Annotated in this window: 11 protein-coding genes and 1 pseudogene; 2 read left to right on the forward strand and 10 right to left on the reverse strand. The window is 41.3% G+C overall.

The genetic code is table 11. The features are described from left to right. Positions 1-95: 95 nt before the first annotated feature. Both PVK79_RS14235 and ggt read right to left on the reverse strand, forming a co-directional pair. Entirely contained in the window at positions 96-1,790 is a 1,695-nt protein-coding gene (locus PVK79_RS14235; RefSeq protein ID WP_182759278.1) for an NAD-dependent malic enzyme, read from the reverse strand. Positions 1,791-1,951: 161 nt separating this feature from the next. Beyond that, complete coding sequence (gene ggt / locus PVK79_RS14240) at positions 1,952-3,742, reverse strand: gamma-glutamyltransferase (RefSeq protein WP_257326023.1); 1,791 nt, start codon at positions 3,740-3,742, stop codon at positions 1,952-1,954. 88 nt (positions 3,743-3,830) lie between these two features. Between ggt and rrtA the strand changes: the two genes are divergently transcribed. Further along, on the forward strand, positions 3,831-4,418 hold the full coding sequence (gene rrtA / locus PVK79_RS14245) for a rhombosortase (protein WP_149981163.1): 588 nt from the start codon (positions 3,831-3,833) through the stop codon (positions 4,416-4,418). 27 nt (positions 4,419-4,445) lie between these two features. On the opposite strand, the gene PVK79_RS14250 is transcribed toward rrtA, so the two are convergent. The 7 genes from PVK79_RS14250 to PVK79_RS14280 all read right to left on the reverse strand — a co-directional run bounded on the left by PVK79_RS14250 (position 4,446) and on the right by PVK79_RS14280 (position 12,803). Further along, a complete protein-coding gene (locus PVK79_RS14250; RefSeq protein WP_257326026.1) occupies positions 4,446-6,938 on the reverse strand; it encodes a S9 family peptidase in 2,493 nt (830 codons plus the stop codon). A gap of 105 nt (positions 6,939-7,043) precedes the next feature. Further along, positions 7,044-8,213 carry an endonuclease/exonuclease/phosphatase family protein gene (locus PVK79_RS14255; RefSeq protein WP_257326027.1) on the reverse strand — a complete coding sequence of 390 codons (1,170 nt, stop codon included), beginning with the start codon at positions 8,211-8,213 and terminating at the stop codon, positions 7,044-7,046. Continuing rightward, positions 8,210-9,145, reverse strand: coding sequence for a YeiH family protein (locus PVK79_RS14260; RefSeq protein ID WP_182718854.1), 936 nt, complete (start codon positions 9,143-9,145; stop codon positions 8,210-8,212). Before PVK79_RS14260 ends, PVK79_RS14255 begins: the two co-directional genes overlap by 4 nt. Positions 9,146-9,158: 13 nt before the next feature. Next, on the reverse strand, positions 9,159-9,383 hold the full coding sequence (locus PVK79_RS14265; RefSeq protein ID WP_145233348.1) for a DUF2798 domain-containing protein: 225 nt from the start codon (positions 9,381-9,383) through the stop codon (positions 9,159-9,161). A 47-nt stretch (positions 9,384-9,430) separates the two neighbouring features. Beyond that, complete coding sequence (locus PVK79_RS14270) at positions 9,431-10,579, reverse strand: 5-(carboxyamino)imidazole ribonucleotide synthase (RefSeq protein WP_182735528.1); 1,149 nt, start codon at positions 10,577-10,579, stop codon at positions 9,431-9,433. A 1-nt stretch (position 10,580) separates the two neighbouring features. Further along, positions 10,581-11,063: a 5-(carboxyamino)imidazole ribonucleotide mutase gene (gene purE, locus PVK79_RS14275; protein ID WP_145233343.1), complete on the reverse strand. Its 483-nt coding sequence runs from the start codon at positions 11,061-11,063 to the stop codon at positions 10,581-10,583. 153 nt (positions 11,064-11,216) lie between these two features. Beyond that, complete coding sequence (locus PVK79_RS14280; protein WP_257326376.1) at positions 11,217-12,803, reverse strand: ABC-F family ATPase; 1,587 nt, start codon at positions 12,801-12,803, stop codon at positions 11,217-11,219. A 301-nt stretch (positions 12,804-13,104) separates the two neighbouring features. Here PVK79_RS14280 and PVK79_RS14285 point away from each other — a divergent pair. Then, positions 13,105-13,791: pseudogene (locus tag PVK79_RS14285) on the forward strand (porin); the annotation flags it as partial. A 77-nt stretch (positions 13,792-13,868) separates the two neighbouring features. On the opposite strand, the gene ltrA reads toward PVK79_RS14285, so the two are convergent. Next, a complete protein-coding gene (ltrA, locus tag PVK79_RS14290) occupies positions 13,869-15,299 on the reverse strand; it encodes a group II intron reverse transcriptase/maturase (protein WP_231613543.1) in 1,431 nt (476 codons plus the stop codon). Between the last annotated feature and the right edge of the window lie 37 nt (positions 15,300-15,336).

A 15,336-nucleotide genomic window follows, 5' to 3' on the forward strand; every position in this document is an offset into this window, starting at 1 on the left:
AGATACCGTACGCGGTTAATTTAAAATGAACAAGCATAAAAAAACAGGCCGAAGCCTGTTTCTAGATAATTTACTAGTTAATCAGCAGTGATCACTTAGATACTACAACGTTTGTAATTACGGTATTTTGGTAACCAGTAATTTCTGTCAATTGCCGCCCATAACATATCATCGCTGATCTCAAGTGCAGCCCCCTCTTCGATGGCTTTTTTAGCCACACCAAAAGCAATGCGTTTACTCAGTGTTTCAATTTCTGTTAGTGCAGGTAATAAACTCCCTTTACCGGTATTAGCTCGAGGTGATGATTCTGCCAATATTTCACTCGACACCATGAGCATTGCATCAGTAATACGGGTGGCCTTCGCCGCAATGACACCTAAACCAATACCAGGGAAAATATAGCTGTTATTACACTGTGGAATTACAAATGTTTCACCGTCATAAACAACCGGTGCAAAAGGACTGCCAGTTGCAACAATCGCTTTGCCTTGTGTCCAATTGATCACATCTTCCGGCAGTGCTTCAACTTGCTTAGATGGATTACTTAACGGGAAAATAACGGGCTGTTCGCATCCATTATGCATGGCGCGAATAACTTGCTCAGTAAATAAACCTGGTTGCCCTGATACACCAATGAGAATATCAGGAGCTGTGCAGTGCATCACATCTAGCAATGACGCGTATTCACCGCTGTATGTCCAATCAGCTAATTTATCTGTAGGTTGGGCAAGTGCTTGCTGGAAGTCGCGCAGCCCTTCCATGCCTTGTGTTAACAAACCAAAACGATCAACCATGAAAACTTGGCTGCGGGCTTGCTCGTCAGAAATACCTTCCGACACCATTTGTGTAATGATTTGCTCGGCAATACCACAGCCTGCGGAGCCTGCACCTACGAACACTACCTTTTGTTCTGATAATTGTGCATTCTTCACACGACATGCAGCAAGTAACGAACCAACTGTAACCGCCGCTGTGCCTTGAATATCATCATTAAAACTACAAATTTCATCACGGTAGCGTTTTAATAAAGGCATTGCATTAGGTTGTGCAAAGTCTTCAAATTGTAATAATACATTTGGCCAACGACGCTTAACGGCTTTAATAAATAGATCTAAAAATTCATCGTATTCATCTTGTGCAATACGTTTATGGCGAGCGCCCATATACATAGGATCGTTTAATAACTTTTCGTTATTCGTTCCTACATCAAGCATAACCGGTAGCGTATAGGCTGGGCTTATGCCACCACAGGCGGTATAAAGTGATAGCTTACCAATTGGAATGCCCATGCCACCAATACCTTGGTCGCCTAAACCAAGAATACGTTCACCATCAGTAACAACGATAACCTTTACTTTGCCTTTGGTCGCATTACGTAAAATATCATCGATTTGATAACGGTCTTCATAAGAGATAAATAAACCGCGCGCGCTGCGATAAATATCTGAGAATTTTTCACAGGCATCACCCACGGTTGGGGTGTAAATAATAGGCAACATTTCTTCAAGATGGTCACGCACTAAACGGTAGTAAAGTGTTTCGTTGTTATCTTGGATGGCGCGTAAATAAATGTGTTTATTTAGGTTGTCTTTAAAACTTGAATATTGTTGATAACAACGTTCAACCTGCTCTTCAATCGTTTCATAGCGAGGAGGCAGTAATCCCGCAAGGTTGAAACTTTCACGCTCTTTTTGAGTAAATGCACTGCCTTTATTTAAGAGTGGCGTTTCGATCAGACCTGGGCCTGAGTGATGAATATAAAGATAATTTGGGTCAGTATTTGTAGTCATAAGTCCAAGCTTAACGAAGTCTTTAAGTTACGATCTGTCATTATTACTGTTGAATATTAAAAAGCAATGATATTCAATCTTGTCAGACCATTAGGAGAAAATAAGACGTGTGCGCTTAACACACACGTAAAAGTAGATTGTACATTAAATCACGATGTCAATTAAGGCTTATTCACTGGCATTTCGTGCTCTTTAAGAACAATACTTTGCTCACTTAAAGCGATCCCTTCGCGGCGAGGATCTGCGGCACCAAATAAAGTGCCATTGACGACTTCAACCGCATGCAAGCCAGAGTTTAAATCGACGACTTTTACTGTATGACCACGTTTTTGTAAATCAGGAATAATCGCCTCTATAGCGGTGCCTTTTTCAACACTTGTATAATTATTACGATTAGTAATTCTTGGTAAGTCAATGGCTTGTTGAGCAGTTAGTTGCCAATCTAATACGCCAATAACTACTTGCGCGACATAGTCGATAATTCGGCTACCGCCAGGTGAGCCGACCACTAAGCGTAAACTGCCATGGTTATTAAACACCATCACCGGTGACATTGAGCTGCGCGGGCGTTTACCTGCTTCAACGCGGTTGGCTAATAATTTGCCGTTTTTGCGCGGCGACAAGGCAAAGTCGGTTAATTGGTTGTTTAATATATAACCGTTCACCATAACCGTTGAACCAAACGCCATTTCTATTGAGCTGGTCATTGATACCGCGTTCCCTTCACTGTCAACAATAGATACATGAGTAGTAGATGGCAATTCATACGCATCATCTTGTGCGTAACTCAGTAATGGACGAGGTTGCCCTGCATAGGCTTTTTCGTCTCGCTCACTTATTAATTTTGTCCGTTGCTCGATATAGCGTTTATCGAGTAGCTCATTAGTAGGAATATCTGCAAAATCGGGGTCGCCCATATACACATTACGATCCGCAAAAGCGAGTCGCGATGCTTGGCTAAAATAATGCAGGGCTTGTGCAGAATTAGCTTTAAATTGACCCATGTTCTTATCTTCAAGCAAAGCGAGAATTTGTAACACCGCGACTCCGCCACTGCTCGGTGGTGCCATGGAACATACTTTATAACTGTGGTACGGGGTGCAAACTGCGTCACGTTGTTTACTTTGATAATTAGCTAAATCGGTTAATGCTAAAGTACCTGGTGCCACAATAGAATGAGTGACCGCAGCAACCATTTGCTTAGCGTTATCGCCTTTATAAAAAGCATCAATGCCTTTACTGGCGATTTTTTTGTAAACTTCAGCAAGTGGTTGGTTCGTTTTAACAGTGCCAACAGCAAGCGGTTTACCATCTGGAAAAAAATAATCACGGATCACTGGAAGTGTTGTCACCCCAGGGTTTATTTGTTTGGCTAACAAAGCATGTAAACGCGGTGATACTACAAATCCTTGTTCAGCAAGTTCTATGGCCGGTTTAAACAGTTCCGCCCATGCAAGTTTGCCATATTGTTGATGCGCTTTAGCAAAGGCATGCAATAAACCAGGTACACCCACTGAACGGCCGCCAACCACTGCTTCAATCCAAGGTGCCGCGTTACCTTTTTCATCTAAAAACAATGTTTCGTCAGCATTACTTGGCGCTGTTTCGCGGCCATCAAAGCTGGTTAGCTTATTATGACCTTTGTCAAAATGCAGCATAAAAGTCCCACCACCAATTCCTGATGATTGCGGCTCGACCAAGGTCAAGACTAATTGCGTTGCAATGGCAGCATCGACTGCACTGCCGCCCTTAGCGAGTATGGTTTGTCCTGCTTTAGCAGCATAGGGGTTTGCCGCAGCAACCATATACTGCTGACCAGTTACATGTTGCTTAAGTTGATGGCCTGTAGCGGCTTCTGGCTCGCGTACTTCTCGTGGTGTTTGAGTGGCTAAAACAGGTAAAGTGAGAAGAGTTAAACTAAAGACGACGCTGGTTTTAAAAGGTAAAAACATAAAAAGACCTTAATTGCATTGAGATGTTTGGCATCTTAAAGTTAAACGGGCACAATATGCAAAATTTTGCTGTAAAAATAAGAATAAAATGGTCAATTTACCACTTCAACCCCGATATATTTTACCCCCGCTGTGTTTAATGGCATTAAGCGCCCTATTTGCAGCGTTTAATTTAAATGATGTTTTAGAGTTTAATCGCCAGCTCATTGACCAAGGCCAAGTATGGCGTTTGATCACGAGCCAATATGTGCATGCTAACTGGGCGCACTTAGCATTAAATTGTGCCGGTATCGTACTGATATGGGCGTTACATGCTGAGCATACAAAACCGACGCAATATGCATTGCACACCTTATTTTTGGCTGCTTGGTGCGGTATTGGTGTTTACTTTTTTTGTCCTGACATTCACATTTACACCGGATTGAGTGCACTACTGCATGGTGTAATTGTGTGGGGGGCAATCAAAGATATTGAAGTTGGCATGAAAAGCGGCGGTTTATTGTTTATCGGTATTTGGCTTAAAATTGCTTATGAACAATTTCATGGCCCCAGTGCTGAAGTGAGTAAATTAATTGCCTCTCGGGTTGCTGTTGATGCTCACTTAATAGGTGCAATTGGCGGAATAGTACTCGCAACGCCATTGCTGATAAATTATATAAAAAAACGCCAAGCATAAGCTTGGCGTTGTCTAAAAATTTAGTGCTTATAAACTTTCTTTAAATAGTTTATGAATACGACGGTATTCATCTAACCAACTAGAAGGCTGTACAAAACCATGTGGTTCGACTGGAAATATAGCCGTTTCAAAGTTTTCTTTTTCAAGCTCAATTAAACGCTGTACTAAGCGTACTGAGTCTTGGAAAAACACATTATTATCAACCATAGGGGCGTTGATCAATAAGCGGTTTTTAAGTCCCTGCGCATAATATATAGGCGAACTTTTTTCATACGCAATTGGATCAACATCTGGGTGATTTAAAATGTTTGATGTGTATGGACCATTATAGTGTGCCCAATCGGTAACTGGACGAAGCGCAGCCCCGGCTTGAAATAAATCAGGCTGAGTAAATAACGCCATAAAGGCCATAAAGCCACCATAAGAGCCGCCATATGTACCCACAGCACCGGTATCAACATTGGCATTTTCAGCCATCCATTTAACACCATCGGCTAAATCTTCAATTTCTGGGGTACCCATTTGACGGTAAATCGCCGTACGCCAATCACGTCCATAACCTTTTGATGCACGATAATCCATGTCCATCACTACATAACCTTCAGAGGCTAGTAATGAATGAAACATAAATTCGCGGAAGTAACCTGACCAACCCATGTGTGAGTTTTGTAGATAACCTGCACCATGGTTAAAAATGATCGCTTTGCGGTTTTTGCCGCTCTCACCTTCTACATAGTCTGCTGGGTAATATACTTTAGCGTATACCGGTTGTTCAGTATGACTTGACGGTACCGTAACAATTTTAGGCGCAATTAATTGTTTTGCTAAAAATTCACTCGATACTGTATGAGTTAGCTGCGTTGCAGTTGTATTCGCTTTTGCATCAGCAACATATAACTCTGGTGGAGCCATGATTTTGGAATGTGTTAACAAAAATTTGCTTTGATCAGGGCTTAATTTATAGTCGGTCATACCGTCTAAGTTGGTTACTTGCTCTGATTTTGCCGTTTGTGGATCAACGCGGTAGATTTCATATAGACCAGGATGCTCAACATTGGCTTTGTAATAAATTGCACTGTCGTCATCTGTTAGTGTGAGGTTCGATACGACAAACTGACCTTTGGTAAGTTGTGTTGCTTTACCATTGAGTGGTTTTTTATATAGGTGGCTATAGCCAGTTTCTTCAGATAAATAATACAAGGTATCTGAATTATTTAACCAGCCAAAATCGTTATAAGCATAGTTAACCCATGCATCATCGTGTAAACGGTGTTGTGAAACAAGTTTGGAATTTTCAGCATCAACAGTAGCTAACCAACGGTCTTTGTTATCCCATGCTTCAAGCATAATCGCGACTTGCGTGCCGGCTTTGTTCCAGACGATAGCACTTTGATCCCATCCCCAATCCATCATTAGGTTGATAGCACGAAGTTCTTTTTTAGATTCATATGTTTTGCCGTCACGGGCATAGTTTTCTTTTTTAACTGCCGCTAATACATCTTCATCAAAACCAGGTAAGGTATCAAATGCGAGTGCTGTTTGCGTTTGCTCAGTTAAATCTATGTAGATAACTTGCGAGGTTTGTGGTTTTTCATCAGCAACACGACGACGTACTTTTTCAGCTTTTACCCGTGCATCATCAGCAATATAGTTTGGCATGATGTCGGCTTCATCTCGCCAAGGTTTGGCCTCAGTGACAACAGCAATTAATGCTTTACCATTTGGTGATAACTGCACATCGGCTAACTCATTGCCTTTACCTAAGTAAAACTGAGCATCGGCAATTGAACTATTTTGCTGATTGAGTTGCTCTTTGCGCGCTTGTTTATCTTTTTTATTTTTATGAGTCAGCGCAATGTAATCAATCAGTTTATGCTGTTCTTTAGCGATGTAAGTTTCAGGCTCTGTAACTCCTTTTGGTGCATCGCTCAAATGAAGATTTACAAGCTCAGCTTGCAGTCCCGTTGCCAAATCTACTTTATAAAAAGTGTTTCCTTGACGATAAGCTAAATTACCATCAGTTAAAAATTGTGGTTTAGATTGTTTAGCACTGTCGTGAGTAATTTGTGTAATTGCACCTGTATTGATGTTCTTTACAAATATATTACCTTCAAATACATAGGCTTGCTGTGTACGATCCACTGAATAAACAGCATCACCAGCCCCTAATGTATGCAACTTATTTAACGCTACTTGGCTTGCCGCTTGGCTATCAACAGCTTGTGTAAATAAGTCTCGAAGCTCATTACCTTGTTGTTTTTGCGCATAGACAACTGTTTTTGAATCAGCAGCCCAAAACGCACGCTCTGCTTGGCGGCCTAACCAATCAGGATGAGCCATTGCTTGCTCAAGTGTGATCGCGCTGCTGCCTGTATCAGCAGGCGTTACAACAACGCTGGCAACAGTTGATTGTGGTTGCTCTTTAGGGGTAGATGCGGTTGATTGACAACCGGACAACATAACGCTGGATGCTACGGCAAGTGCAATTAAGGTTTTTTGAGTAGAAGATTTAAAAATCATAGGGCTTCTGTAAGGTTATTGTAATTCCCCCAATTTAAGCAGAAGCGCCTATGTAATAGCAATTATTTCAGACAAACAGCCAAACTTTGCTGTTTAATAACCAAGTTACTTTATAGAAATATCTAACCACACCATGCGATGATCTGACGATGCATTACGATCTTTAATTAACCGGTATAACTCGCTACTTTTAGTTGGCCAAAATACCCCACCGTCATGGACTTCAATGCCATAAGTTGAAGGCAAAACATAATCTGCACGAGCTTGCCAGTAAGCTGTGTAAGCCGCAGCATATTTTTCACTGTAAGTGGTTTTAGCGCCCTTACTAATTGGTGTAAATTGACTATTTATTAATGAGTTTTTTAAAAGTTGATCCGTTGTATCTGGGCGTTTTTTATCTCCTTCAGGAGCCGCATTTAAATCTCCGACTATAACAAATCGTGATTTTTCAGCTAACCCGCCTTTGACACCATGATCGTCATAGAGGTAATCTGCGCTGGCGATATAATCTTTAATCAAACGTACTTCATCATGATTACGTAAGCCGTTTCTATCTTCAGCACCATCAAATACAGGAGGCGTTGGGTGCGATGCAATAACGTGCAGCGTTTTACCTTTTACAGTAACCGGAATATCCCAAAACGATTTTGAGCTGAGCCTCAAAGCTTGCCACTCTTCGTTGTTATACCAATTTTCACCTGTAGTTGGATCAATTGGCATTTTAGCATTTGGCATATCTTTGTATTTAAAGGTTTGTAAGGTACGAATTTTATCAAAATCAATTGGGTAGCGAGATAAGACGGCCATACCATAATGGCCTTCAAAAAAGCCAAAACCAAATGCATCCCCTTTAATACCAGTTGCTTGGCCGTCATTATCTAGATCAAATGGCGTTTTCAAACCTGTGTTTACTGGGCCAACATAGCTGTACGGATAATCTATAGCGGGCTGTTTATTTTGGCTTTTAGCAAGGTAGTGCGTTTTAAAATAATCAATGCCTTGCGCTTTGCTGACATAATCAAATTCATTTAATAATAAAATGTCAGGGCGAATACGTTGAATGATCTCGGCAATATTTTTGATTTGTGGATGATTTGTTTGTAACGCATTTACCAGGCCATTAGGATCAACGTCCTTATCATTTTCAGCATAATTTGTTGCATCCATGCTCACATTAAACGTGGCTACACGTAAAGATGATGCGGCCAATGCTGAGTTAGAAAAACCACTGATTAATAGGCACGCTAATGTGGCGATAGAAAACTGCTTCTTCATACGATATATCCATCTAAAATTAATAACAAAATGACACTACTTACGACTATCCATAAAATAATTGCCATTATAAAGGGCTTTAGTCCTGCTTGTTTTAATACAGCCAGTGATAAGCCACTGCCAATTAAGAATAAAGTCATTACCAATAGTTGTTTTGCTACGGTGTTGATCAACTGCCAGAGATCCGTAAATTGAGGCAAATACGTATTGATCAATGCAGCAGCTAAAAAACCAACAATAAATAAAGGAATGCTGGCCTTTTCTTCTGAGCGCCAAAAGACACCTGCAATCGTAGTGTAGGGAATGATCCACATCGCACGTGTGAGCTTAACTGTTGTAGCAATACTTAGTGCCACAGCTCCATAAGCTGCTGAGGCCCCTACTACACTGCTTGTATCATGAATAGCTAACGCTGCCCATAAACCAAATTGGTGTTGGCTTAAACTAAAGTAATGACCAATGGTTGGAAATAGTAGCAAACCGACACCGTTTAATAAAAACACTACACCAAGTGCAACCGCTACTTCGTGATCTTTAGCTTTAATTACAGGCGCCATCGCTGCAATCGCACTGCCTCCACAAATGGCCGTACCGAATGATATTAATACACCTGTGTTACGATTTAATTTAAAGACTTGCGTTAAAATTTCACCAAGACCAATGATCGCTGTAATACTGACTATGGTCAGTACCAGCGAACTGCGACCAACTTCAATCACCTGATTAAAATCAACAGCAAAACCTAAGCCAACCACCGCGGCTTTGAGCATCCATTTACTCGCCTTTTGGGATAGCTCTGCAAATGGATTACCGAGCAAAATAGCAAACATCGCGCCACAAATTAGGGCACTACCACCACCAATCCAAGGGGTGATACACAGGCCAAAAAAAAGCAAGTATAGAGGCTTTTTAATCCGATCAGACACAGACAAAATAATCCCTTCGTTACGAGCGCACAATCTTTGTAGTGAGCTTATGCACAACTGGCGCTACAAGAATTACGGTAGGAAATGCGACACAAAATGCAAAAGCCCACGCCGCTAGCCAAATAGAAACTATGTTATCAATTAAACCAACATTAAAAATTGAAATTACCAATGACATAAAACCAGACATAAATAATGCCATGAAAAAAGCGAATACCACGGTTCTGTATTTAGCGCTAATCATAAAACCATTCCTCAAGTAAAAAGCCGAGATAAACTCGGCTTTTTTAGTTAATTTAAAATCAACGCGGTGCTGGCCGCTAATACGCCGGGATAATCTTCCTCCGGAAGATACTCCGACAATTGTGCTAAGCGTTCACCTAACTCATGAAGGTTCGCAGCAGATACATTAATATGGCCCATTTTACGACCAGGCTTTGCTGTTTTACCATACCAATGACTCGTAACCTCAGCAATGCTTAGTACTTGCTGAGGAATCGCGGCTTGTCCGAGCACATTCACCATTGCCGTAACACGCTGCAATTGTGTGCTACCTAATGGCAGCCCAGAGACTGCACGCATATGATTTTCAAATTGACTGCAATGCGCGCCTTGTTGGGTCCAATGACCAGAATTATGAACCCGAGGAGCAATTTCATTGACCAATAACTGCCCTGCCACATCGAAAAACTCAATCGCCAATACACCAACGTAATCAAGCTCATTAGCCAATTTATTAAATGCATCTTCAGCTTGTTGTTGAATCACAGATTTTTCTTTACCGGCGATAGATAAGGTTAAAACACCATTGGTATGCTGGTTTTCAGTAAGTGGGTAAATAGCGGTATTACCACTTTTATCGCGAACACCAATGATTGATACTTCACGATCAAATGGGATCATTTGTTCGGCAATAATAGTGTGTGGCGCGGATTCAGTACCGGAGGCAATAAAATCAGCCATTTGTGACCATATCTGCTCAATTTGATCATCTGATTTTAAACGCCACTGGCCTTTCCCATCGTAACCGGCTTGACAGGTTTTGATAACTAATGGCTTACCCAAGCTAGCAACGGCTTGTTCTAAATGGGCTTTTTCAGTGATCAACTGATATGGTGCGCACTTAACTGCGGTTTTACTTAGTAATGCTTTTTCTAGGGCGCGATCGCCACCCGTTTTAATCGCGGCTTTACCCGGATAAAACTTCTTGCTTGCACAGCATAGCGTTAGCACATCATCAGGAATATGCTCAAACTCAGCGGTGATCGCATGAGCGTCTACAATGGCTTGCTCTAACGTTGTAGTATAGATTTGCCCAGTTAATGGGTGAACAATTTTTTTACTACCAACATCATACGCAACCACATTTAAATTCAATGGCGCACCAGCTAAACACATCATACGTGCTAATTGGCCGGCTCCTAAAATTAAAATAGTCATATTACTCTGCTGGATTTGGGTTAGCTAAAATAGTTTCGGTTTGTTCTTTACGGAACGCTTCAACTTTGGCAAATATCTCCGGTTGCTGACAACCTAAAATCTGTGCAGCTAATAATCCTGCATTTGCAGCACCAGCTTCACCAATTGCTAATGTACCTACCGCAACACCTTTTGGCATTTGGCAAATCGACAGCAATGAATCAATGCCATTTAACGTTTTAGACTTAACCGGCACACCTAATACTGGTAACGATGTGAAAGCAGCGGCCATACCTGGTAAATGCGCTGCACCACCGGCACCGGCAATAATTACTTTAATACCACGTTCTGCTGCTGAACTTGCGTAATCAGCGAGTAGTTGAGGAGTACGATGAGCCGATACAACTTTAGTTTCGTAAGCGATGCCAAATTTATCTAGCATGATCGCCGCATGTTCCATAGTTGGCCAATCTGACTTGGAACCCATAATAATGCCAACAGTCATAAATACTCCTCAGTAATGGTTTTAATACCTATAGCGGACTTATGTCCGCATTAAAGGCGGTCATTATACACGTATTAATTGTTAAATTGCGAATATCGAGTAACAAAAAAGCCATGACTAGCATGGCTTTTTGATCAGTATGTAAATTGAGCTTTAGTCTTCTTTACTGGCTAAATATTCAGAGTAAGTACCTCTGAAATCAATTATTTTGCCGTCTTTGATTTCCCAAATACGGGTTGCAACTGAGGATACAAATTGACGGTCGTGAGATACAAACATTAACGTACCTTCATATGCTTCTAGCGCAAGGTTTAATGCTTCTATTGACTCCATATCCATGTGGTTCGTTGGCTCATCCATTAATAGGATATTTGGTTTATGCATCATAATCTTACCAAATAGCATGCGGCCTTGCTCACCACCAGATATTACTTTTACAGACTTTTTAATATCATTTTGTGAGAACAACATTCGGCCTAAGAAACTGCGAACAACTTGTTCATCATCGCCTTCTTGCTGCCATTGCTCCATCCACTGAAATAAGTTCATATCGGTGGCAAATTCATCAGCATGATCTTGCGCATAATAACCGATATTGTGGTTTTCAGACCATTTAAACTCGCCTTGCTTCGGTGCCAAACGACCTGCTAAAGTATTTAACAGTGTTGTTTTACCAACCCCATTTTCACCAATGATAGCGATACGCTCGCCTACTTCAACTAAGCCTTCAAGGCCAGTGAATAGCATATCGTCAAAACCTTGGCCTAAGTTTGTTAATTCAAGGGCATTACGGAATAACTGTTTTTCTTGCTCAAAACGAATGAACGGTGTTTGACGTGACGATGCTTTAACTTCATCTAATTGAATCTTGTCAATTCGCTTGGCACGAGATGTTGCTTGTTTTGCTTTAGATGCATTAGCTGAAAAGCGTGAAACAAACTGTTGTAGCTCAGCAATTTGATTTTTCTTCTTGGCATTTTCACTTAATAAGCGTTCACGAGCTTGCGTTGCTGCAAACATATATTCGTCATAGTTACCTGGGTAAATACGCAATTCACCATAGTCAATATCAGCCATATGCGTACATACAGAGTTTAAGAAATGACGGTCATGGGAAATGATGATCATTGTGCAATCACGTTGATTCAGTACATCTTCGAGCCACTTGATAGTATAAATATCCAAGTTATTAGTTGGCTCATCGAGTAGCATGATATCTGGATCTGAAAATAACACTTGCGCAAGAAGCACTCGCAGTTTAAAACCAGGAGCAATCTCTGACATCGGACCGTAATGCTGATCAGTTGCAATACCTACGCCCATTAGTAGCTCGCCGGCTTTAGATTCTGCAGAATAGCCATCCATTTCAGCAAACTCAGTTTCAAGATCGGCAACCTTCATGCCATCCTCTTCACTCATTTCAGGCAAGCTATAGATACGATCACGCTCTTGTTTAATCGCCCACAGCTCTTTGTGGCCCATTATCACAGTATCAATAACTGAATATTCTTCGTAAGCGAACTGGTCTTGGTTTAGTTTAGCAACACGTTCATTTGGATCAGTACTTACATTACCAGCTGACGGTTCCAATTCCCCACTTAAGATTTTCATAAATGTTGATTTACCACAGCCATTTGCGCCAATTAAACCATAACGGTTACCTTCGCCAAATTTAGCTGAAATATTCTCAAATAACGGTTTAGCACCAAATTGCATGGTGATGTTAGCTGTACTGATGATAGCGCTACCCTCCAACGGGGAAAATCAAAGAAATAAAATTGGCTGGAGTGTAAACCAAATAGGCCTATTTTTCCATGAATTATTAGCTTTGTGAGCTATAGCTGCAACGCATTAAAATAAGCTAATTTGGATCAATTTATTGTGCTCGCATTTTGTCGCCGGACAAAAAAGGTACAGAAATTAACAATTCAAATTTCCTCTATCATTTTTTAATGATATTTTTTCACTTTAGCCATTAATTTAGCTTTGTTAGTCTGCGCGACCAAAGGACAATGATAGATAGCACACAAGGCAATATCAAATGAATAGAAAATTAATTGGGGTCATTATCGCAAGCGCTTTGATGGCACCGAGCGTAAACGCTGTTGAAGTTTATGATGACGGAAAAAACAATTTAACCATCGGTGGTTTTATTGACGCCAGAATAATCCACACACAAGGGCAAACTGAAATAGTTAATGGTGCATCACGGATTAGCTTTGATTTTAGCCGCAAACTAAAAGATCAGTGGTCAGCTTTAGCCTTATTAGAATGGGGTGTAAACCCTGTTGGCAGTAGCGATATCATCTATAACAACCGCTTTGAATCTATTCAAGATGAATTTTTATATAACCGACTTGGTTATATAGGTATAGCGCATGAAAAATATGGCCAAGTGACAATAGGTAAACAATGGGGGGCTTGGTACGACGTAGTTTATAGTACTAACTATAGCCTAGTTTGGGATGGTAATGCAGCCGGTGTTTACACCTACAACAAAGACGATGGTGCAATTAATGGCACCGGGCGCGGTGATAAGTTATTGCAGTATCGTAATACGTTTGGTGATTTTAGTATTGCAACTCAAGTGCAATTTAAAAATAATGATTTTTATACCTGCGATATTGAAGCCATTTCAGAAGCTGCTTGCCAGACATTGTGGGAAAGTGGCAGTGATCTTGCTCAACAAGTAGAATTTAATTCAACCTATGGGGCAGCCGTTACCTATTCTGGTCGCGGTAGGAATGGTCATTACTGACCACCCCCCGCACAGATCCGGACGTGCGCTGCTAACGCATCCGGCTCCTACCTCGGGTATTTGGCGTAAAAGCGTTGTTCCGGATAAGGATGTACAATCCTAGGTTTTGGTAGCCAATATCTCACATAGTATTTAAATCGCTCCCAAGTCATACGGTGCCGCTGACTACGTCGTCTTAAGCTTTTCAACCATAACTTCTTCACTTCCTCAACAAATTGACCGATTTTATGGGCATTGTAAGGCACACCATAATAGTTAATATGCCCTTGGAGCACTCGCCGTAGCCAGCGACCCGTTTCCCAGGGCTTATCATGGAGTCGTTTTCGAAGTGCCTGTTTTATCCGTTTTAGTTGGGTGATCTGTCTGTTGCGTTTTGTCTTGCGTTTTACGATAACTTCACCGGATAACTTCTTGCCGATATAGTGCGTAAAACCCAGAAAATCAAAAGTTCCCGGTTTACCTCGTGATGGATTTTCGCGATATTGCTCAGGTGCAAAACGGCCAAATCGTATCAGCTTAGTTTTGTTTGGGTGGACTTTCAAACCAAAACACAAAAGTCGCTGAGTTAGCGCCCGCTGGCAATCAATAGCATCTTGGTGCTTTTGAAAACCCAACACTGCATCGTCAGCATATCTGATGATCGTGACATTGCCTCGCGCATATTTCCGTTGCTTATTAAGCCAGAGATCGAAACTATAGTGCAGGTAAATATTTGCCAAAAGTGGCGAGATAACTGCTCCTTGTGGTGTTCCGATTGTTGACTGCTGACGATGCCCATGACTATCGACAGTACCAACTTTAATCCATTGCCTGATAAGGCGGATAATACGCTTATCCCCTATTCGGTGTTCGATGAACTTGATGAGCCAGTCATGCTCTACGGTATCGAAGAACTTGCTGATGTCCAAATCTAACACCCAGTTTACCTTTCTTTTCATAATCGCCATATGCAGAGCATCTAGCGCATCATGCTGCCCTCGTTCGGGTCTAAAACCATATGAGAAACCAAGAAAGTCAGTTTCATATATTTGGTTTAGCACCTGCACCATTGCTTGCTGAACGATTTTATCTTCCAAACATATAATGCTCAGCCCTCGCTCACTTCCATCTTCTTTTGGAATAAACACTTGCCTTGCCGGCTTAGGTTTATAACTTCCTTGATGTAGTTTTCGGTGTAACGTTTGAATATTGCTATCTAGAGATGACGCGTAATCAAACCACGTTACTCCGTCATATCCAGCAGCCGAGCGACGCTTAAGTTTGAGAAAACTCTCCCGAAGCAGGTTTTCGTCTATATGATGGTAAAGATTAGTAAACTGTTGCTTCTTATCTTTTCTTGCTGCATTTCGCACAACCAGCAAACGTGACGTCGTATTATCCCAGCTCTGAGTCTGGATACGGGCGTGTTGTTGGTTGTTCCCCTTGGTCGAGACCCTTTTCTCCATAAATTCCGCGACATTGTTACCTGCTTTGTTCATTTACTTCCTCGATACTATGGTCTCGTCCGACTTCCTA

Origin of the sequence: Pseudoalteromonas rhizosphaerae (assembly GCF_028885455.1) — a bacterium.
Classification (GTDB): domain Bacteria; phylum Pseudomonadota; class Gammaproteobacteria; order Enterobacterales; family Alteromonadaceae; genus Pseudoalteromonas; species Pseudoalteromonas rhizosphaerae.

Excerpts from the sequence above, each read along its gene's own strand:
- PVK79_RS14235 (WP_182759278.1), bottom strand. The coding sequence starts at position 1,790 with ATGACTACAAATACTGACCCAAATTATCTTTATATTCATCACTCAGGC.
- ggt (WP_257326023.1), bottom strand. The coding sequence starts at position 3,742 with ATGTTTTTACCTTTTAAAACCAGCGTCGTCTTTAGTTTAACTCTTCTC.
- rrtA (WP_149981163.1), top strand. The coding sequence starts at position 3,831 with ATGGTCAATTTACCACTTCAACCCCGATATATTTTACCCCCGCTGTGT.
- PVK79_RS14250 (WP_257326026.1), bottom strand. The coding sequence starts at position 6,938 with ATGATTTTTAAATCTTCTACTCAAAAAACCTTAATTGCACTTGCCGTA.
- PVK79_RS14255 (WP_257326027.1), bottom strand. The coding sequence starts at position 8,213 with ATGAAGAAGCAGTTTTCTATCGCCACATTAGCGTGCCTATTAATCAGT.
- PVK79_RS14265 (WP_145233348.1), bottom strand. The coding sequence starts at position 9,383 with ATGATTAGCGCTAAATACAGAACCGTGGTATTCGCTTTTTTCATGGCA.
- PVK79_RS14270 (WP_182735528.1), bottom strand. The coding sequence starts at position 10,579 with ATGACTATTTTAATTTTAGGAGCCGGCCAATTAGCACGTATGATGTGT.
- purE (WP_145233343.1), bottom strand. The coding sequence starts at position 11,063 with ATGACTGTTGGCATTATTATGGGTTCCAAGTCAGATTGGCCAACTATG.
- ltrA (WP_231613543.1), bottom strand. The coding sequence starts at position 15,299 with ATGAACAAAGCAGGTAACAATGTCGCGGAATTTATGGAGAAAAGGGTC.